Origin of the sequence: Tenacibaculum sp. L6, assembly GCF_028823685.1 — a bacterium.
GTDB lineage: Bacteria > Bacteroidota > Bacteroidia > Flavobacteriales > Flavobacteriaceae > Polaribacter.
On record NZ_JAPEHZ010000004.1, the window covers coordinates 12,978 to 31,675 of the forward strand.

21 protein-coding genes and 1 tRNA gene are annotated in these 18,698 nt (G+C 32.9%); 8 read left to right on the forward strand and 14 right to left on the reverse strand.

Features of this window, described 5'->3' with window-relative positions; genetic code table 11:
- Positions 1 to 48: 48 nt before the first annotated feature.
- The 8 genes from OU788_RS01530 to OU788_RS01565 form a co-directional block, all read right to left on the reverse strand.
- Entirely contained in the window at positions 49 to 351 is a 303-nt protein-coding gene (locus OU788_RS01530) for an endonuclease/exonuclease/phosphatase family protein (protein ID WP_274633530.1), read from the reverse strand.
- Positions 352 to 382: 31 nt separating this feature from the next.
- On the reverse strand, positions 383 to 1,063 hold the full coding sequence (locus tag OU788_RS01535; protein WP_274633531.1) for an endonuclease/exonuclease/phosphatase family protein: 681 nt from the start codon (positions 1,061 to 1,063) through the stop codon (positions 383 to 385).
- Positions 1,064 to 1,924, reverse strand: coding sequence for a rhomboid family intramembrane serine protease (locus OU788_RS01540; RefSeq protein ID WP_274633532.1), 861 nt, complete (start codon positions 1,922 to 1,924; stop codon positions 1,064 to 1,066).
- Between the two features lie 32 nt (positions 1,925 to 1,956).
- Positions 1,957 to 2,682, reverse strand: coding sequence for a rhomboid family intramembrane serine protease (locus OU788_RS01545; RefSeq protein ID WP_274633533.1), 726 nt, complete (start codon positions 2,680 to 2,682; stop codon positions 1,957 to 1,959).
- 8 nt (positions 2,683 to 2,690) lie between these two features.
- Positions 2,691 to 4,541: a DNA mismatch repair endonuclease MutL gene (gene mutL, locus OU788_RS01550; protein WP_274633534.1), complete on the reverse strand. Its 1,851-nt coding sequence runs from the start codon at positions 4,539 to 4,541 to the stop codon at positions 2,691 to 2,693.
- Positions 4,542 to 4,545: 4 nt separating this feature from the next.
- The gene (locus OU788_RS01555; RefSeq protein ID WP_274633535.1) at positions 4,546 to 4,824 is read right to left on the reverse strand and encodes a riboflavin synthase subunit beta; all 279 of its coding nucleotides are present in this window, start codon (positions 4,822 to 4,824) and stop codon (positions 4,546 to 4,548) included.
- Positions 4,825 to 5,001: 177 nt separating this feature from the next.
- Positions 5,002 to 5,508, reverse strand: coding sequence for a 6,7-dimethyl-8-ribityllumazine synthase (gene ribH / locus OU788_RS01560; protein WP_274633536.1), 507 nt, complete (start codon positions 5,506 to 5,508; stop codon positions 5,002 to 5,004).
- The gene (locus OU788_RS01565; RefSeq protein WP_274633537.1) at positions 5,508 to 6,293 is read right to left on the reverse strand and encodes a tetratricopeptide repeat protein; all 786 of its coding nucleotides are present in this window, start codon (positions 6,291 to 6,293) and stop codon (positions 5,508 to 5,510) included. The genes ribH and OU788_RS01565 overlap by 1 nt, the downstream gene beginning before the upstream one ends.
- Before the next feature lie 114 nt (positions 6,294 to 6,407).
- Between OU788_RS01565 and recF the strand changes: the two genes are divergently transcribed.
- Both recF and OU788_RS01575 read left to right on the forward strand, forming a co-directional pair.
- The gene (recF, locus tag OU788_RS01570; RefSeq protein WP_274633538.1) at positions 6,408 to 7,487 is read left to right on the forward strand and encodes a DNA replication/repair protein RecF; all 1,080 of its coding nucleotides are present in this window, start codon (positions 6,408 to 6,410) and stop codon (positions 7,485 to 7,487) included.
- Positions 7,488 to 7,522: 35 nt separating this feature from the next.
- Positions 7,523 to 7,819 (forward strand): DUF721 domain-containing protein, encoded by a 297-nt coding sequence (locus OU788_RS01575; protein ID WP_028892985.1) that lies wholly within the window; start codon positions 7,523 to 7,525, stop codon positions 7,817 to 7,819.
- Between the two features lie 10 nt (positions 7,820 to 7,829).
- On the opposite strand, the gene OU788_RS01580 is transcribed toward OU788_RS01575, so the two are convergent.
- The 3 genes from OU788_RS01580 to OU788_RS01590 all read right to left on the reverse strand — a co-directional run bounded on the left by OU788_RS01580 (position 7,830) and on the right by OU788_RS01590 (position 10,171).
- The gene (locus OU788_RS01580) at positions 7,830 to 8,471 is read right to left on the reverse strand and encodes a DUF1801 domain-containing protein (RefSeq protein WP_274633539.1); all 642 of its coding nucleotides are present in this window, start codon (positions 8,469 to 8,471) and stop codon (positions 7,830 to 7,832) included.
- Positions 8,472 to 8,643: 172 nt separating this feature from the next.
- Entirely contained in the window at positions 8,644 to 9,063 is a 420-nt protein-coding gene (locus OU788_RS01585) for a nucleoside-diphosphate kinase (protein WP_028892988.1), read from the reverse strand.
- A 109-nt stretch (positions 9,064 to 9,172) separates the two neighbouring features.
- Positions 9,173 to 10,171: an alkaline phosphatase D family protein gene (locus OU788_RS01590; protein WP_274633540.1), complete on the reverse strand. Its 999-nt coding sequence runs from the start codon at positions 10,169 to 10,171 to the stop codon at positions 9,173 to 9,175.
- 90 nt (positions 10,172 to 10,261) lie between these two features.
- Here OU788_RS01590 and OU788_RS01595 point away from each other — a divergent pair, with 90 nt between their 5' ends.
- The 5 genes from OU788_RS01595 to OU788_RS01615 all read left to right on the forward strand — a co-directional run bounded on the left by OU788_RS01595 (position 10,262) and on the right by OU788_RS01615 (position 14,221).
- Entirely contained in the window at positions 10,262 to 11,290 is a 1,029-nt protein-coding gene (locus OU788_RS01595; protein ID WP_274633541.1) for a DHH family phosphoesterase, read from the forward strand.
- Entirely contained in the window at positions 11,280 to 11,771 is a 492-nt protein-coding gene (locus OU788_RS01600) for an FKBP-type peptidyl-prolyl cis-trans isomerase (protein WP_274633542.1), read from the forward strand. The genes OU788_RS01595 and OU788_RS01600 overlap by 11 nt, the downstream gene beginning before the upstream one ends.
- Positions 11,758 to 12,483 (forward strand): FKBP-type peptidyl-prolyl cis-trans isomerase, encoded by a 726-nt coding sequence (locus OU788_RS01605; RefSeq protein WP_274633543.1) that lies wholly within the window; start codon positions 11,758 to 11,760, stop codon positions 12,481 to 12,483. The genes OU788_RS01600 and OU788_RS01605 overlap by 14 nt, the downstream gene beginning before the upstream one ends.
- A gap of 92 nt (positions 12,484 to 12,575) precedes the next feature.
- Positions 12,576 to 13,640 (forward strand): peptidylprolyl isomerase, encoded by a 1,065-nt coding sequence (locus tag OU788_RS01610; RefSeq protein WP_274633544.1) that lies wholly within the window; start codon positions 12,576 to 12,578, stop codon positions 13,638 to 13,640.
- A 2-nt stretch (positions 13,641 to 13,642) separates the two neighbouring features.
- The gene (locus OU788_RS01615) at positions 13,643 to 14,221 is read left to right on the forward strand and encodes a phosphatase PAP2 family protein (protein ID WP_274633545.1); all 579 of its coding nucleotides are present in this window, start codon (positions 13,643 to 13,645) and stop codon (positions 14,219 to 14,221) included.
- A gap of 106 nt (positions 14,222 to 14,327) precedes the next feature.
- On the opposite strand, the gene OU788_RS01620 is transcribed toward OU788_RS01615, so the two are convergent.
- Positions 14,328 to 14,412, reverse strand: a tRNA-Ser gene (locus OU788_RS01620).
- 295 nt (positions 14,413 to 14,707) lie between these two features.
- On the opposite strand from OU788_RS01620, the gene aroC reads away from it, so the two are divergent.
- Positions 14,708 to 15,769, forward strand: a complete 1,062-nt coding sequence (gene aroC, locus OU788_RS01625; protein WP_274633546.1) for a chorismate synthase — start codon at positions 14,708 to 14,710, stop codon at positions 15,767 to 15,769.
- Positions 15,770 to 15,975: 206 nt separating this feature from the next.
- Here the strand turns inward: aroC and OU788_RS01630 are convergent, their stop codons facing one another.
- Positions 15,976 to 17,616 carry a pyruvate dehydrogenase complex dihydrolipoamide acetyltransferase gene (locus OU788_RS01630; protein WP_274633547.1) on the reverse strand — a complete coding sequence of 547 codons (1,641 nt, stop codon included), beginning with the start codon at positions 17,614 to 17,616 and terminating at the stop codon, positions 15,976 to 15,978.
- Positions 17,617 to 17,619: 3 nt separating this feature from the next.
- Entirely contained in the window at positions 17,620 to 18,615 is a 996-nt protein-coding gene (gene pdhA, locus OU788_RS01635; protein WP_274633548.1) for a pyruvate dehydrogenase (acetyl-transferring) E1 component subunit alpha, read from the reverse strand.
- Between the last annotated feature and the right edge of the window lie 83 nt (positions 18,616 to 18,698).

An 18,698-nucleotide genomic window follows, 5' to 3' on the forward strand; every position in this document is an offset into this window, starting at 1 on the left:
TTTTAATTCGGATAAAAATACATTTTTATTCCGTACAAAATAATAAATCTACCAGTGTAAACGAGTCATAATAGGATGATGATCAGACAATTCTAAATCGGTATACGTTTTAAAATGGTTGATAGTTGTGTTTTTGTCAGCCAAAATAAAGTCGATTCGCATAGGATAGATGTAACGAAAAGATTTACCCATACCCATACCAGCTTCAATAAAAGCATCTTTTTTATCGGTGGCTAGTTGGTTGTATGCCCATGAATAGGCAGTGTTGTTAAAATCTCCGCAAATTACTTTTTTGCCTTTCCAAGTGGCTTCGTGTTGAGTTATCAAATCAACCTGATCAACTTGTTTCAAAAAACCATTTTCTAAGCGTTTAAATAAACGTTCAGAACTTTTTTCGCCAAAATTTTCCTTTTTTCGGATTAAGTTTTAACGATTCTAAATGTACATTGTATACACGAACGGTGTCTTTCTTTACGACAATATCAACAAAAATAGTGTTGTTGGCACTGCTTTTAAAATTAAGAGAACCGGAGTTAATGATAGGGTATCTTGAGTAAATCGCTAGCCCGAACTTATTTGTTTTGGTTTTAGTTTTTATGTACTTGTAAGGAAGTTTTATGTCTAAAAGTTTTGAGTTGTAAAACTCTTGAAAAGCAATGACATCGGGAGTTTTGTCATTAATGAACTTGTATATTTTTTGCTCGGTTGTAGCATCATTTTCATGTTTGTAATGATTAAACAAACGAACATTATAACTCATTATTTTTAAATCATTATTAAGTATAATTTCCTTGTTCGTAAACTTAATTAGGGGAGTAGAAATAAACCATCCTATAATTAAAACAAGAAATGATAATAAAGTATTCTTATGAATTTTAATCAACCAATAAATAAAAAAGCAAATATTAGTAACAACTAGTAATGGAACAGTTAAACTAAAAACTGAAAGAAAAGGAATTGTTTTTGGAGAAATATATGGAAGCGCATACGAAAGCAATAAAACAGTTGCAAAAACTGAATTAATGAAAAATAAAAATTTATGAGCTATCGAATACTTTCTCATTTAGTTTTTTCCTTGTTTGAATAAAAATTCTTTTTCACTTTTACTAAGTGTATCGTAACCAGACTTGCTTATTTTATCTAAAATAGCATCAATATCTTGTTGATTTTGTGTTTTATTAGCGCTTTTTTTAGGAGTTTTGTTACCCGATTTATATACTGTTTTAAGTTTTGGTTCTTTTTTAGCAAAGAATTTTTTAATCGATTCAAAAATATCCAACTCTTTATTGCTGGCACTACGAACGTAGAAAAAACCAAATGAAGCACCGCCAATGTGTGCTAAATGTCCACCAGCATTACCAGCAGGAATTTGAATAATATCAATAGCTACCCAAATACATGCCAATACCCATAGTTTTACAAAACCTATTAGTGGAAACTTTAATTCGTAATTAGGCATGTAGGTAGCAATACCAATAAAGATGGCAGAGATACCGGCCGAAGCACCTAACAAGATATTTATGTCAATCTCTTCAGCGAATACAGGAAAAAAATTATAGCTAGCTATAAAAACAATACCTCCAAAGAGAGTTCCTAATAAATAAAAACTAAGTAGTTGTTTAGAAGTAAAATATTGTTTGAATAAATGACCTATATAGAATAAAGCTATCAGGTTAAATAAAATATGTAAAAAACTAGTATGTAAAAAACCATAGGTAATAATCGTCCAAGGTTTGGTTAAAAAGTCATCAAAGTTGGCAGGTAAAGCAAACCACTTTACTAAAAAATTAGTTCTTGATTTAAAGAAAAAATTGAAAACATTTGTTACGTGTACCAATAAAAATACGGCAAGGTTTACATAAATAAGTTTTTCAACTACACCTGCGTGTTTAAATCTATATTTTAAGTTATCTAGTATATTCATTATATATAGCTCCTTTTTATAAATATACTAAATTAATGAAATCTGAATTGATTTTTCTTCCAGTACCATGCTATAATAAAACCGATAATAGCCCCACCAACATGGGCAAAATGTGCAATATTACCAATAGAGTAACTCGTCATACCAAAGAATAAATCACTCAAAATAATTAAGGGAATAAAGTATTTTGCTGCTATTGGAACAGGGAAGAAGATCAAAGCTAGTTTAGCGTTAGGATAGGTTAATCCAAAAGCTACCAAGACACCGTAAACTGCACCTGAGGCACCAACAGCTGGAGAATTGTATAAGCTGTAAAATTCACTCATTTCTTTGTTAGAAAGTGTGATTAAGCTATCGTTATACCTTCCCATATCTAAAATTTGTTGTATTTCAGCAGGCGATACTCCCATACCGATTAATTGCTCATAAATTCCATTAAACTGATAGTAATTGGCAAGTGTATAAATTAATCCAGCTCCAATTCCAGCAGAAAAATAGAAGAAAATGAACTTATTTCTACCCCACATTTGTTCTAATGGGGTACCAAAAGCCCATAAACCATACATGTTAAAAAGTAAATGTGCAGGACCTCCATGCATAAACATATGTGTAATATATTGCCAAAAACCAAAATGCTCATTTGCAGGATAGTGCAAAGCAAACAGATTGGTTAAATCCATATTTAATAACTGCGGAGCAAAAAATAGAATCACGTTAATGATTATTAAATGCTTTATGGCTTGTGTTAATCTAGGCATACAATTTTTTATTTATTGAAAACGGCATCAATTTCATTTAAAGACAAGGTCTTAAAAGTTGGTTTGCCAAATGGTGAAATAGTCGGTTCTTTACAAGAAAACAGATTGTTAACTAAATTTTCTTGCTCTTTCATATTTAAAGAAGTACCAGTTTTTATAGCTAATGATTTAGCAAAAGATTTAGCCATTACATCAAAGTGGCTAAAGCTAGTATCGGGCACTTCTAATTTTATATCGTCTAATAACTGTTCTAAAATTAGCGTTATTTGACTTTCAGTTATTGAAGTTGGAATTCCTGCAATAACCACACTTTCTTTTGTGAATTCATCAAACATAAAACCAGCACTTTCTAAATCAGATTTTATACTGTAAATCATTTCAATATCTGATGAAGAAAATGAAATATTTACAGGAAATAGTAATTGCTGACTGCTAGCTTCTTTAACGGTAATATTCTCTAAAAATTCTTCATACAAAACACGTTGATGTGCTAAAGATTGATGAATTAATACCACTCCTGATTTTATAGAGCTCAACAAATATTTCTTTTGAATTTGAAAAGTTTTTCCTGTCTCAGTTTCTTGTTGAGTTTCAAAAAGCTGTTCTTGTTGAATAGGTTCAACAGTATCTATATTTGTGTATAAAGCTTCCCAACTACCTGTATCTTTTTTAAAGTTTGATTGATAGCTGTGTGTACTAACGCTTATAGAAGAACCATTGGTAGAAGGTTCTTTGTAGCTAGTTTCTGTTTTAAACGGGTTAAAAGTAGGATCTACTGTTATCGGAGGAATAGAAGAACCGCTTTTTTTACTATAATCATACGGAGTATCTAAAGTGGCATCTCTATCGAAATCCAATACAGGAGCAACATTGTATTGCCCTAAACTATGTTTTACCGTAGCACGTAAAATAGCATAAAGAGCCTTTTCGTTGTCAAATTTAATCTCCGTTTTTGTTGGATGGATATTGATATCAATTGTGTTTGGTGGTACTTCTAAATACAAGAAATACGACGGATGCGCTCCTCCTTCCAACAAGCCTTCAAACGCATTCACAACTGCATGATTCAAATACGAACTTTTGATAAAACGATTGTTGACAAAAAAGAATTGTTCACCACGTTTTTTCTTAGCAAATTCAGGTTTAGCTACAAATCCGTTTACGGTAATAATATCGGTTTGCTCGTTAATAGGAACTAATTTTTCATTCATTTTAGTTCCAAAACTAGCTACGATGCGTTTACGAAGATTACTCTTTTTTAAATGGTAAACTTCGTTATTGTTATGGTGTAGTAAAAAAGTAATATTCGGATGCGCTAAAGCAACACGCTGAAATTCATCAATAATATGGCGTGTTTCAATGGTGTCTGACTTTAAAAAATTTCGACGGGCAGGAATGTTAAAAAATAAATTTTTAACAGCAATGCTTGTTCCTTTTGCTGTCGAAACTACTTCTTGAGAAACGATTTCACTACCTTCAATTTTTATTTGTGTACCTAATTCATCTTCTTCCTGTTTGGTTTTTAGCTCAACATGTGCAATAGCAGCTATTGAGGCTAAAGCTTCACCACGGAATCCTTTAGTGTTTAGGTTGAATAAATCTTGTGCGTCTTTAATTTTAGAAGTAGCGTGACGTTCAAAACTTAAACGAGCATCAGTAGGACTCATTCCTTTACCATCATCAATTACCTGAATTAAAGTTTTTCCAGCATCTTTTAATAATAAAGTGATTGAAGTAGCACCTGCATCAATAGCGTTTTCAATCAATTCTTTTACTACAGAAGCGGGACGTTGTACCACTTCACCAGCAGCAATTTGATTGGCAACATGATCAGGAAGTAACTGTATGATATCTGACATTTAGTTATTTTTTAGGGAAAAAGATTGAAAGATCAAAATCGATAATGAATAAGAAAATAAGCGTTAAAATCAATGCGATAATTACGATTGTTTTATTAAATCGGTATCCTGACTCTTTAAGATCGTCTAAAGCAGCGTTGAATTTTCCTTTTAAATTCTTCTTCTTTCCAATAGTAGTTCTATACTGATCAAACTTTTGTTTTATCTCATAAGGATTCCCTTCTCCTTGATAATAACGAGGTTTGTAATCGAACTTTTTATTTTCTCTTTTGATAAATCCCATAAAAATGTTGCTTCATTAATAGCTTATGTGGAACAAAAATCACACCAAATAAGTCGAAATTCAAAGTTACTGAATTATAGAGAGGTGGTCAAAAATTGTGGATAAATTAAAGTTAAAAAAGAAGCGAGAAACCTTTTTAAGATTTCTCGCTTTTTTATGCTGTTCTTTTTTAAGAAATTAAAATCCTAATGAGTTAGAGGTGCGCTCTTGGTTTTTAATAGCAGCCATTTTAATAGCAGCTACAGCGCATTCAATTCCTTTGTTTCCTAATTTTCCACCAGAACGATCAAGTGATTGTTGCTTGGTGTTGTCAGTCAACACACAGAAAATTACAGGAACATCGTACTTAATGTTTAAATCTACAATTCCTTGTGTTACTCCTTCACATACAAAATCAAAATGCTTTGTTTCACCTTGAATAACGTTTCCAATTGCGATAATAGCATCTAATTTTTGAGTTTCAATCATTTTTTTGCATCCGTACACTAATTCAAAACTACCAGGAACGTCCCAAGAAATAATGTTTTCTTGTTCAGCGCCACAGTCTACTAAAGTTTCAATAGCGCCTTTATGAAGGTTTTGAGTGATTTCAGGATTCCATTCTGAAACAACAATCCCAAATCGAAAAGATTTCGCATTTGGGATTGAAGCTTTATCGTAATAAGATAAATTTGTTGTTGCCATTACTGAGCGTATTTTGCGCTGTTGATATATTTTTCAATATCTCTTCCTTGATCAGAATCAGCGTATTTTTCTTTAATGGTTGTGTATAATTTTTCAGCTTTACTGTACTCTTTTAAATCCATAGCGATTTGAGCTGCTTTGAATAAGAATAAAGGAGTTGTAAATTGATTGTCTTTTTTGTTGGCTGCTTGTTGGTAGTAATCTAAAGCTTCTTTTGGTTGGTTGATGTCTGCAAAAGCATCACCAATAGCACCTAAAGCAGTAGGGCCTAATAATTCGTCGTCAGATTTAAAGCTGCTTAAATAGTCTATAGCTTCTTCATACTTTTTCATTTTTAAGTAAGAAATACCAGCATAATAGTTTGCTAAGTTACCTGCTTTTGTACCGCTAAATTGATCAGCAATATCAATAAAACCGTATTTACCATCAACTCCTCCTATTAAAGCTAAGTTGTAGATAGAATCTGCTTTAGTACCAGCAAAAGTAGCAGCTTCATCAAATAAAGCTCTTGGATAAGCTAATTCATTTGAAGCTTCTTGTTGCTTAGGTTCAGCAATAAACTTGCTATAAGCTAAGTACACTAAAATTAAAGCTGCAATAGCTACCAATCCGTAAAATAATGGCTTGCTGTTTTTCTCAATCCATTCCTCTGATTTGTTTGCAGTTTCGTCTAAAGTATTAAATACTTCAGCGGTAGTACTTTGCGTTTCATCAAATGTTTCTTCTACTTCTTGTGTAACCTTTTCTTTCTTAGGTTTATAACCTCTTTTCTTGTATGTAGCCATAGTTGCTTAAAAAATTAGTGGCGACAAAAATAGTTTTTTTAATTGGATTTTAAAAGTCGTTTTTTCGTAAATTTTCGATAATTTGCGCATTCTTTTTTGAAACAACGCTTATTCATGTATTTGCAGAAAATATCATTGGTTAACTTTAAGAATATCGAATCGCAAACTTTTGATTTTCAAAAGAAAATAAACTGTTTTGTGGGAAATAATGGTATTGGTAAAACCAATATATTAGATGCAATTTATTACCTGTCTTTTGCTAAAAGTTACTTTAATTCGATAGCTGGACAGAATATTCGTCATGGTCAAGAATTTTTTATGATTGAAGGCGATTATTTACTGCATGATAGACAAGAGAAGATTATTTGTTCTTTAAAAAGAGGGCAAAAAAAGGTGTTAAAGCGTAACGGTAAAGCCTACGAAAAGTTTTCTGAACATATTGGGCAATTACCACTTGTAATTATTTCTCCTGCTGATAGAGATTTAATTGTTGAAGGAAGCGAAACGCGTCGTAAGTTTATTGATGGTGTAATTTCGCAACAAGACAAACAGTATTTACAAGCTTTAATATCGTACACAAAGATTGTAAGTCAACGAAATGCCTTGTTGAAATACTTTGCTGCAAACAGAACGTTTGATGCACTGAACCTTAAGGTGTACGATGAACAGTTGATTGAATATGGAACGATTATTTATAATAAACGAAAAGTATTTTTAGAAGCATTTGTACCTATTTTTAATGCAAAGCATCAAATTATTTCAGGAGCGAAAGAAGAGGTGAATTTGCGTTATAAAAGTCAGTTGCATGATATGTCTTTAGAGTTGTTATTGCAACAAAATTTAGAGAAAGATAAAATTTTGCAGTACACATCGGCAGGAATTCATAAAGATGATCTAAGTTTTGAAATAGGAGAGCATCCGATTAAGAAATTTGGGTCGCAAGGACAACAAAAATCATATTTAATAGCGTTAAAGTTAGCGCAATTTGAGTTTATCAAACAGCAATCTAACGTAACACCAATTTTGTTGTTAGATGATATTTTTGATAAGTTAGATGAAAATAGGGTAGCTCAGATTGTAGATTTGGTGAATAGTGATGAGTTTGGTCAGATTTTTATTACTGACACCCATGCAGAACGCACAGAGGATGTGATTAAACAGAGTAATCAAGAATATCAGATTTTTAAATTATAAAGGCGTTGCTAGGAGCAAGGCACAAAGTAGAATAAATGGCTAAAAGAGAAAACGATAGTTTTTCGTTAAAAGACTTAATGGGAAGTTTTATTGAGGAGAATAATTTAAAAAAGGGATTTCAAAAAATTCAAATAGACGAGGCTTGGGCGAAATTGATGGGTGCAGGAGTTGCTTCATATACAAGTGAGGTAAAGCTACAAAACGGAACCTTAATTGTTCGTTTATCTTCCTCTGTGTTACGAGAAGAGTTAAGTTACGGAAAAGACAAAATTGTTCGTATGATTAACGAAGAAATGGGAGAAGAGCTTGTTAAAAAGTTAATGTTGGTGTAGTTTTACTTTTTTAAGAGTTAAGTTGCTTGTGAGAGCCATCGCAGTTAGGCATTCTTTTAGAAAGTCCGCAAACGCAATCATTCAACCCTTTACCATTTAAAATTCTATTAGTACAGCTTTTAATTCTTGCTGTTCGTGTTTTAGCTTGCTTAGGTTTAGAGAAATGTAAGAGGTAACCTCTTTGTCTTCCTGGAGTTAAATTGTTAAAAGCATTTTTTAAAGTTACATCTTCTTCAAAGGCCTCTGTTAGTTCTTTAGGAACCTCAAAGTCAGTAGTTTTTTTCATGGCAACTTCTAAGCCAGCTTTTTCAATTTCTATTGCTTCAAAAATATATTGTTTTATAATGGTTTTTTGATTTGCAATTTCTGTAAGATTTGTAAATCTTATTTGACGAGCAGCTTGAACATTTTCTGTTATTTTCACCAGTACTTTATGAGAGTCTGATAATAAAGCGCCTTTAACAAAACCTAAAGCACAATAATTTTTAAAATCTTGTAGTAACACAATATTCTTTTTTTGAAAAGTATAGCAAGGGTGCATCCATTTATAATCTTCTATAAGGTTACATTCAAGAGCTATTTTTCTTAATAGTTTTATTTCTTTCTGCCATTTTTCAAGATTTTTTATATAATCATCAACTTTTGAATTCATCTTTTTCGGTTTTCTTTTTAAGAAACTATTGAAGACTAAGGTATAGCATTTTGAAGGAATTGTGTTGGGAATTAAGCGTAAAAAAAAAATATCGTTACAATTTTTGTAACGAGTTTTTAATATCTATAATTCTAAGAATCTAACGATCTAAAAATCTAGTAATCTAAACAGATTAAAACATTTCTCTTCCTGAAAAATGGAAAGCACCTTCGATAGCTGCGTTCTCATCAGAATCAGAACCGTGTACTGCATTTTCACCGATAGAAGTAGCGTATAACTGACGGATAGTTCCTTCCGCAGCTTCAGCTGGGTTAGTAGCACCGATTAAAGTTCTAAAATCTTCAACAGCGTTATCTTTTTCTAAAATAGCAGCGATGATTGGTCCACGAGTCATAAACTCAACTAATTCACCAAAGAAAGGACGTTCGCTGTGTACTCCGTAAAAAGTTTCAGCATCACGCTTAGTCATTTGAGTTTTCTTCATAGCTACGATTCTAAATCCTGCAGCATTAATTTTTTCTAAAATTGCACCAGTGTGTCCGTTTTCAACAGCATCTGGTTTAATCATTGTAAAAGTTCTATTTGTTGCCATTATTAAATGTAATAATTATCAATAAAATGATAAATTCCTTAATTGTTGTTGTTTATACAAACTTTGTATAAATCGGCGCAAAAATACACTTTTTAATGTTATCTACAAGTTAAGGGTATATTTCGTTGATTTCTTGCAAGATAGCTCCATCTTTACCGCGCATTTGTAAGGTAGCTTTTTTAGTTTTTAAATTTAAAAGTAACGTGCCATAGCTTAAAGAGTTTACAACTTTTCCAATTCGGTAGTCATTTTTTTCAGAAGTAAAAGAAGAATACGCATGTGTTAAACCGCTTGAAGTGAAATCAATAACAGGGTATTTTAATCCTTCGACAGTTGTTTTAGAGAATTCAGAAATATGTCTATCTCCTGAAAGAAGGATTACATTTGTGTTTTTAGCTTCTTTAATTAAGTTGAATAACTTATCTACTTCATGAGGGAAGTTACCCCATTTTTCAAAACCGTGTTCTTTTGATAATATTTGAATACTGCTTACAACTACTGTGAAAGTAGCGGTAGAGTTGGTAAGTTCGTCTTTGAGCCATTTCCATTGTATGTCCCCTAAAACAGTACCTTCGTTATAGTTGTTTGGTTGAAAACGTTGTCCGTTAGTTCCCTTAGTTAAAGCGGTTCTGAAGTAGCGTGTGTCAAGTACAATTACTTTAACATCTCCATTTTTGGTATTAAATGTTTCGGAGTGATATACGCCTTTTTGTTTTCTTCTTGGAGAGTCATTAGGTACATCTAAAAAATCTAAAAATAACTGCTGACTTTCATCTTTCATCACAAATTCTACTCCAGCATCGTTTTTACCATAATCATGATCATCCCAAGTAGCAAGTATAGGAGTTGCAGAACTTAATTCTTTGTAACCTTTTATGTTTTTTTGAGTTTTATACATGCGTTTCATTTTACGCATATTGTTGGTGTCGGCATAAATATTATCACCCCCCCAAATCCATACATCGGGTTGTAATGAAACGATATCTTGCCAAAAAGGATTGTCAAGTTTTTGGTTGTTACATGATCCAAAAGCAATGGTGAAATTTTCTTGTCCAAATGAGGTGATAGAAAAAGTAACTAAGAGTACAAATGAAATTATAGATTTCATAAATGTCATGATGTTTTAAATTTTATACGAAGAAACAAAAAGAAAAGCTTAAAAAGGTTAATAAAGCATTAATTTGTATCTTCGCCACTTATGATTTTAAAGCACTTTACAGAACTAAAGCAATTTTTATCACAATCTAGAAATATTGTGATTATAGGACATAGAAATCCTGATGGAGATGCAATTGGCTCAACCTTAGGGTTAAAACATTATTTAGATAAAAAAGGACATACTACTCAAGTGTTGATGCCAAATGAATATCCTGATTTTTTACATTGGATTCCGGGTTCAGAAACAGTTAAGCGTTTTGATAGACAAAACAAGCAATCTGTTAAAGCTTTAGCAAAATCAGAGATCGTTTTTTTATTAGATTTTAATGCTTTGCATAGGGTTGGAGATGATATGCAAAATACCTTAGAGCAATATGAAAATGAATTTGCATTGATAGATCATCATCAACAACCAGATGAATTTATGTACATGTATTCAGATACTTCAATGTCTTCTACTTGTCAAATGGTCTATAATTTCATAGAAATGATGGGTGATGTTGAGTTGATAGATAAAAATATTGCTACTTGTTTGTATACGGGTATTATGACGGATACTGGTTCTTTCCGTTTTCGTTCTACAACGAGTACAACCCACAGAATTATAGCTGACTTAATAGATAAAGGAGCTGAAAATGATAGAATTCACAGCAATGTGCATGATTCGAACTCGTACAATAGGTTGTTGTTGTTAGGGCAAGCTTTGAGCAATATGAAGGTGTTGCCAGAATATAAAACAGCATTTATAACACTTACAGAGGAAGAAAAGAGAAGGTTTAATTACGAAAAAGGAGATACGGAAGGAGTTGTGAATTATGCACTATCTTTGAAAGGAATTGTATTTGCTGCTATTTTTATTGAAGATGAAGAGCAAGGAATTATAAAAATATCTTTCAGATCTAAAGGGAATTTTTCAGTAAATCAGTTTGCTCGTAACTATTTTAATGGAGGAGGGCATGACAATGCTGCAGGTGGAAGAAGTGATGAAAGTTTAGAGGATACGATAGTAAGATTTAAAACGTTATTAACTTCGTATCAACAAGAATTACAGAATTCGTATGAAGCATAAAACAATACTTTTTATTCTTATAACTTTAGTGGTGGTTGTTGCGTGTGAAAAACCTGAAGCAAGAAGACCTAAGCAACACGGTACAACAAATTTTTATAATGAAGTTCTTAAAGAGAATAAAAAATTATTAGCGTCGCCTCATGGTTTTTGGTATACTTATGTTACAAAAGATACCTTAGGGTTAAGTAGCCCTGAACCAGAAGATGTAGTTTTATTATCATATAGTATTTCAGATATGAGCAACGGACTTATTTATGAAAGAAGAGAAAAAACTTATAAAGTAGATAAAGAAGATTTTATTCCTGCATTACAAGAAGGAGTAAAGTTGATGAAAAAAGGAGAAACTATTACATTTGTAATTCCATCATATAGAGCTTTTGGGGTTACAGGTGATGGAAATAAAATCGCTGTTAATCAGCCAATACAGAGTACAGTAACACTAATCGATATTAAATCAAAAAAAGACAATGAAATTAACTAATATTTTAGCAGCTACGGTAGTAGGTTTATCAGTTGTATCTTGTAGCAACGGCCAATTCCAACAAAAAAGTTCATTAGCAACAGAAGTAGATTCTGTAAGCTATGCTTTAGGGTTAGATATGGCAAATAAAATTAAAGTAAACTTTGATGATATGGATCAAGGTTTATTCGTTCAAGGTTTTAAAAACGGAATGGATTCTACCAACTTATTAATAGAGTCAAAAGACATCAACAATATTTTAAGAACATTCTTTCAAAAGAAACAACAAGAAAGAATGAAAGAAATGCAAGAAGAGCAAGCTAAAAAAGCAGAAGCTGAGTTTGGAGATAACAAAAAAGCAGGAGAAGAGTTTTTAGCAGAAAACAAAACTAAAGACGGAGTACAAACTACTGAAAGTGGCTTACAATACATCGTTTTAAAAGAAGGTGAAGGAGAGGCTCCTACTGCAAGTTCTAGAGTTAAGGTTCATTATCATGGTACTTTAACTGACGGAACTGTTTTTGATAGTTCAGTTGAAAGAGGAGAGCCAAGTGAGTTTGGAGTAGGTCAGGTAATTAAAGGATGGACAGAAGGTTTACAGTTAATGAAACCAGGAGCAAAATACAAGTTTTTCATCCCTCAAGATTTAGCTTACGGAGCACAACAAAGAGGGCAGCATATTAAACCTTTTTCAGCTTTAGTTTTTGAAGTTGAGTTATTAGAGGTAAAATAAAATTAAACTCAAAAGGTTGATAATTAATTAGGTTAGCACTGGTTGTTAACCTAATTAATTGTTTATAAAAGTAATTTTTTAAAAACAAATTAATGAAACTATTTAAAATTCTACTATTCGTGTCAGTGTTGTTTGTGTCAGTGTTGTTTGTGTCATGTAAAACAACAAAATATTCTGATTTAGAAAATGGATTGTATGCTGATATTCAAACCAATCAAGGTGATATTTTAGTAAAATTGTTTGATAAAGATGTACCTATGACGGTGGCTAACTTTGTAGCTTTAAGTGAAGGAACGCACCCTAAAATGACCGATTCTTTAAAAGGAACTCCTTTTTACGACGGGGTTATATTTCATAGGGTGATTAAAGATTTTATGATACAAGGAGGAGATAGAACTGGTAAAGGAAGTGGAGATGCAGGGTATACGTTTCCTGATGAGTTTCCTACGAACGAAGAAGGGGAGTTATTACATAAGCACGATGGGCCAGGTGTTTTATCTATGGCTAACTACTCAAGACCAGTAACAAACTCTAGTCAGTTTTTTATTACACATAAAGCGACTCCTTGGTTAGATAATGGACATTCTGTTTTCGGACGTGTTTTAAAAGGTCAAATGGTGGTAGATACTATCCAAAAAGGGGATGTTATTAATAAAGTAGAGATTCTAAGAATAGGAGAGAATGCAAAAAAATTCGATGCACCATTAGTGTTTGAGCAAGAGTTAGCAAATGCAGAGAAGATGGAGGTAGAGCGTAAACAAAAATTAGAAGAGCTAAAAAAGAAATACCAAGAAGAGCAAGGAATTAACGATGCAATTACTACTAATTCAGGATTGAAAATTTTATCGTTACAAAAAGGAAATGGGAAAAAAGTAAATCCAGCTTTGCCTACCACTGCACATTATACATTATATTTAACAGACGGAAGAAAAATAGATTCTAGTTTAGATAAAGGTGAAGCTTTTGTTTTTACAGTTGACGATGAAAATTTTCCGTTAATAGCTGGTTGGAAAGAAGGGGTAAAAACGATGAGAGAAGGAGATAAAGTACGTTTATTTATTCCTTATTATTTAGGATATGGAGACCAAAGAATGGGGCCAATTCCTCCTAAATCAGATTTAATTTTTGAAATAGAAGTTTTAAAAGTAGGAAAGTAGTTTTGATAGAGAATATTATACAAAAAGATAAAGAGCTTTTAATTTATCTTAATAATTTAGGAAGTGAACAATGGGACGGTTTTTGGATAACAATAACCAATCAGTTTACTTGGACTCCTTTATTTGTTTTTGTGCTCTTTTTAGTGTTTAAGCAATTTGGGTGGAAGAAAGGTTTGTTTACAGTCTTATTTATAGCTGTTATTGTAGCTTTTTCAGATCAGTTTACCAACTTAATAAAAAACACTACCGAAAGAGTAAGGCCTTGCAATGCAGAGGGTATAAAAGAGTATTTACGCCAAATAAAATACAGATCTGGCGGGTATAGCTTTTGGTCAGGACACGCGTCATTGTCAACCACAGTAACAACGTTTATGATTTTATTGTTAAGAAAGCATTTTAAGATGATTTACTTAATGATTTTATTTCCTTTAATATTTGGGTACAGTCGTATCTATTTAGGAGTGCATTTCCCTGTAGATGTAACAACAGGGTATGTTACAGGAATCATATTAGGAACATTGTTTTACTTCGGATATTCAGCCTTAGAAAAGAAATTAGGATTAGTAAAAGAACAAGAGTAGTATAAGACTTTAAATACTTATTAAAATCAAAAAAAGCTTACGTAATTGTAAGCTTTTTTTTCTTTAATCCCCTAAAAAAAAATCCGAAGCTTTCGCTTCGGACTAGCGGAGAAAGAGGGATTCGAACCCCCGGACCTGTTACAGTCAACGGTTTTCAAGACCGCCGCATTCGACCACTCTGCCATTTCTCCTGAGCGTCTCATCAGGTATTCCCTGATTGCGGGTGCAAATATATGACCTTTTTTCAATTCTAAAAAAGTTTTTACCTACTTTTTTTAAGTTTTTTTTCAATCAAAAAGTAAAGGTAATTATAACACTTTTGCAATCAGTTAGTTTGCTTTAACTTGAAGAAGAAAAAAAATACTGTTTTTTTTATTGAATCTAATGATGGGTTAGGTAAAACAGTAGCTTTGTAAGGAAATAATAGACCTTTAAATGTAGATTTTTTATAAAATAATTCTACCTTCGTTCTTAAATTTAATAAGTATGTTTAATTCGTTTGGAAATATTTTAAAAGTGACTACTTACGGAGAATCTCACGGAGTGGCAATAGGAGGTGTTATTGATGGATTCCCCGCAGGAATGAAAGTAGATTTTGAAGCAATTCAGTATGAATTAGATCGTCGTAAGCCAGGTCAGTCAAAAATTGTAACTCAACGTAAAGAACCAGATACAGTTGAGTTTTTATCAGGGGTTTTTGAAGGTGTTACTACAGGAGCTTCTATTGGTTTTGTAATTAAGAATACCAATCAGAAAAGTAAAGATTACAATCATAATACCGACGTGTACCGCCCTTCACATGCTGATTATACCTACGACAAAAAATATGGTATTAGAGATCATAGAGGTGGAGGAAGAACCTCTGCGCGTGAAACTGCCAATTGGGTAGTAGCTGGAGCGTTGGCAAAACAGTTAATCAATCATATAAATATTAATGCATTTACCTCGTCTGTAGGTGATGTATTTATGATGAAACCATACCAAGATTTAGATTTTTCAAAGACAGAAAGTAATATAGTTCGTTGTCCTGATGAACAATCTGCTGAAATCATGATTGATAAAATCAATGAAATACGTAAAGCTGGTGATACTATTGGAGGAACTATTACTTGTGTGGCACAAAATGTACCTGTAGGTTTAGGAGAACCTATCTTTCATAAGTTACATGCTGAGTTAGGGAAGGCAATGTTATCTATCAATGCAGTAAAAGGATTTGAGTTTGGAAGCGGTTTCTGCGGAGCGAAAATGCAAGGTTCTGAACATAACGATATTTTTAATCCAGACGGAACAACTCAATCTAATTTATCAGGAGGTATTCAAGGAGGAATTTCTAACGGAATGGATATTTACTTCCGCGTAGCGTTCAAACCTGTGGCTACCATCATGCAAAATCAAGCAACAATAAACTCAAAAGGAGAAGCTACCGATATTCATGGAAAAGGACGCCACGATCCTTGTGTGGTGCCGAGAGCGGTGCCTATTGTAGAAGCGTTGACAGCTTTGGTACTAGCGGATTTTTGGTTGTTAGACAGAACTAGAAGAATATAAATTAAAGATGGGCATTGTTCAGTTTTTTTGTTTATCAAACCTTTTCTTTAATTATGATTAAATGTTTATGGATAATTTTAAGCTGAACTTCTAAAGTTGACAAATATCAAATCAATCTAACAATTTTGTTTTAATAAAAAAAAGCTCACCATTGGTGAGCTTTGCTCACCATTGGTGAGCTTTTTTAGTTATAATTTTATTGAAAACTATGCTAACATCGTAACAGGGTTTTCAATATACGTTTTTAAAGTTTGTAAAAACTGAGCCCCAACAGCACCGTCAACCGTTCTGTGGTCACATGCTAAGGTTAATTTCATTGTGTTACCTACAACGATTTCTCCGTTTTTAACTACTGGTTTTTGTACAATTGCACCTACTGATAAAATAGCAGAGTTAGGTTGGTTAATGATTGAAGTGAAACTTTCAATACCAAACATTCCTAAGTTAGAAACCGTAAATGTACTTCCTTGCATTTCTGCAGGAGTAATTTTCTTAGTTCTAGCCTTACCAGCTAAATCACGTACTGCAGCCCCAATTTGAGTTAAACTTAAAGCATCAGTATGTTTTACTACTGGTACTACTAAGCCTTCATCTACAGCAACTGCAACACCTACGTTAATGTGGCTGTGGAATAACGTATCGTTATCTGTCCAGCTAGTATTTACTTGTGGGTGCTTTTTCAATGCCATTGCACATGCCTTTACTACCATATCGTTGAAAGATATTTTAGTATCAGGAATTGCATTAATGGTTTTACGAGAAGCCATTGCATTGTCCATATCTACTTCAATATTTAAGTAGAAGTGAGGAGCAGAGAATTTAGAGTTGCTTAATGCCTTAGCAATCGCTTTACGCATTTGAGAATTCTTAACTTCTGAAGTATTTTCTTCTCCTGCAATTGCAAAATTAGTTACAGCTGATGGAGTAGAAGCAGTACTTGTAGCTATAGGAGCTTCAACTTTAGCTGCTGGCGTATAATTTTCTACATCTTTTTTAACGATACGACCGTTTTCTCCAGAACCTTTAACATCTGCTAAATTGATTCCTTTGTCTTTTGCTATTTTCTTAGCTAAAGGAGATGCAAAAATTCTTCCTCCACTAGTATTTGATTCAGTTGCTACAGGAGCAGCTACTGTTTCTGTTTTGTTTTCTGTTACAGATTTAGGAGCCTCCTCTTGTGTTTCAGCAGAAGTAGAATTTGTTAAAGTACCTGCTTTATGTGCATCTACTAATGAAGAAACATCAGTTCCAGCTTCACCAATAATAGCTAATAAACTGTCTACAGGAGCGCTTTCACCTTCTTGAACACCGATATGTAATAAAGTTCCTTCGTTGAAAGACTCGAATTCCATGGTAGCTTTATCAGTTTCGATTTCAGCTAGAATATCACCTTCTTCAACTTTGTCTCCTACTTTTTTCAACCAAGAAGCAACAGTACCTTCAGTCATCGTATCACTTAAACGAGGCATCGTAACAACTTTTACTCCTTCAGGAATAGTTGTGTTTGAACTTGCTGCTTTAGGCTCTTCAACTTTAGGAGCTTCTTCTGTTTTTGCTTCTGCAGGAGCCGAAGTATTTCCTCCGTTTAATAATCCAGAAATATCTTCACCTTCTTCGCCAATAATAGCTAATAGGCTATCAACAGGGGCTGTTTCACCTTCTTGAACTCCGATATGTAATAAAGTACCTTCGTGAAAAGATTCAAACTCCATCGTAGCTTTATCCGTTTCGATTTCAGCTAAAATATCACCCTCTTCAACTTTATCTCCAACATTTTTTAACCAAGAAGCTACTACTCCTTCTTCCATCGTATCGCTTAAGCGAGGCATGTTTATAATTGTAGCCATAGTTTACTTAGATTTTATGAATGGATAATCTTCTTGTTCGTATACCATATCGTATAATTGATTTAATTCTGGATATGGAGATTCTTCAGCGAACTTTTCACATTCCTTTACTAAATCTTTTACTTCTTTATCAATCGCTTTGATTTCATCTTCAGTAGCATACTCCTTTTCTTTGATGATATCTAAAACTTGAGTGATAGGATCTATTTTTTTGTACTCTTCAACTTCTTCTTTAGTACGGTAATGTTGCGCATCAGACATAGAGTGACCTCTATAACGATACGTTTTCATTTCTAAGAAAGTTGGTCCGTCACCACGACGTGCTCTTTGAATAGCTTCGTCAACTGCTTCAGCAACTTTAATAGGATTCATTCCGTCAACAGGTCCACAAGGCATTTCGTACCCTAAACCTAATTTCCAAATATCTGTGTGGTTTGCAGTTCTTTCAACTGAAGTACCCATAGCATATCCATTGTTTTCAACAATAAATATTACAGGTAACTTCCAGTTCATTGCCATGTTAAAAGTTTCATGTAAAGAACCTTGACGAGCAGCTCCATCACCAAAATAACATAAAGTAACAGCATCGCTACCTTTGTATTTATCTCCAAAAGCAATACCAGCACCTAAAGGAATTTGTCCACCTACAATTCCGTGACCACCATAAAAACGGTACTCTTTAGAGAAAATATGCATTGAACCACCCATACCATGTGAAGTACCAGTAGCTTTACCATATAACTCTGCCATAACACGTTTTGGATCTTCACCCATACCAATTGGTTGTACGTGGTTACGGTATGCAGTAATCATTTTATCCTTAGTCAAATCCATTGCATGTAATGAACCTGCTAAAACAGCCTCTTGACCGTTATATAAGTGTAAAAAACCTCTTACTTTTTGTTGAATGTAAACAGCTGCTAGTTTATCTTCAAACTTTCTCCAAAATAGCATATCTCTATACCAGTTGATATAGGTTTCTTTGGTGATTTTCTTCATTATATATTAGTTGTTTATTTTAAAGTTTGTTTATTAAAAAACGTAGCTACAAAAGTAAGTAGTTTTTAGTAATTTAAAAAAGG

Bases quoted from the DNA above. Each gene is read 5' to 3' on its own strand.
- OU788_RS01535 (WP_274633531.1), bottom strand. From the start codon at position 1,063: ATGAGAAAGTATTCGATAGCTCATAAATTTTTATTTTTCATTAATTCA.
- OU788_RS01540 (WP_274633532.1), bottom strand. From the start codon at position 1,924: ATGAATATACTAGATAACTTAAAATATAGATTTAAACACGCAGGTGTA.
- OU788_RS01545 (WP_274633533.1), bottom strand. From the start codon at position 2,682: ATGCCTAGATTAACACAAGCCATAAAGCATTTAATAATCATTAACGTG.
- mutL (WP_274633534.1), bottom strand. From the start codon at position 4,541: ATGTCAGATATCATACAGTTACTTCCTGATCATGTTGCCAATCAAATT.
- OU788_RS01555 (WP_274633535.1), bottom strand. From the start codon at position 4,824: ATGGGATTTATCAAAAGAGAAAATAAAAAGTTCGATTACAAACCTCGT.
- ribH (WP_274633536.1), bottom strand. From the start codon at position 5,508: ATGGCAACAACAAATTTATCTTATTACGATAAAGCTTCAATCCCAAAT.
- OU788_RS01565 (WP_274633537.1), bottom strand. From the start codon at position 6,293: ATGGCTACATACAAGAAAAGAGGTTATAAACCTAAGAAAGAAAAGGTT.
- recF (WP_274633538.1), top strand. From the start codon at position 6,408: ATGTATTTGCAGAAAATATCATTGGTTAACTTTAAGAATATCGAATCG.
- OU788_RS01575 (WP_028892985.1), top strand. From the start codon at position 7,523: ATGGCTAAAAGAGAAAACGATAGTTTTTCGTTAAAAGACTTAATGGGA.
- OU788_RS01580 (WP_274633539.1), bottom strand. From the start codon at position 8,471: ATGAATTCAAAAGTTGATGATTATATAAAAAATCTTGAAAAATGGCAG.
- OU788_RS01585 (WP_028892988.1), bottom strand. From the start codon at position 9,063: ATGGCAACAAATAGAACTTTTACAATGATTAAACCAGATGCTGTTGAA.
- OU788_RS01590 (WP_274633540.1), bottom strand. From the start codon at position 10,171: ATGAAATCTATAATTTCATTTGTACTCTTAGTTACTTTTTCTATCACC.
- OU788_RS01595 (WP_274633541.1), top strand. From the start codon at position 10,262: ATGATTTTAAAGCACTTTACAGAACTAAAGCAATTTTTATCACAATCT.
- OU788_RS01600 (WP_274633542.1), top strand. From the start codon at position 11,280: ATGAAGCATAAAACAATACTTTTTATTCTTATAACTTTAGTGGTGGTT.
- OU788_RS01605 (WP_274633543.1), top strand. From the start codon at position 11,758: ATGAAATTAACTAATATTTTAGCAGCTACGGTAGTAGGTTTATCAGTT.
- OU788_RS01610 (WP_274633544.1), top strand. From the start codon at position 12,576: ATGAAACTATTTAAAATTCTACTATTCGTGTCAGTGTTGTTTGTGTCA.
- aroC (WP_274633546.1), top strand. From the start codon at position 14,708: ATGTTTAATTCGTTTGGAAATATTTTAAAAGTGACTACTTACGGAGAA.
- OU788_RS01630 (WP_274633547.1), bottom strand. From the start codon at position 17,616: ATGGCTACAATTATAAACATGCCTCGCTTAAGCGATACGATGGAAGAA.
- pdhA (WP_274633548.1), bottom strand. From the start codon at position 18,615: ATGAAGAAAATCACCAAAGAAACCTATATCAACTGGTATAGAGATATG.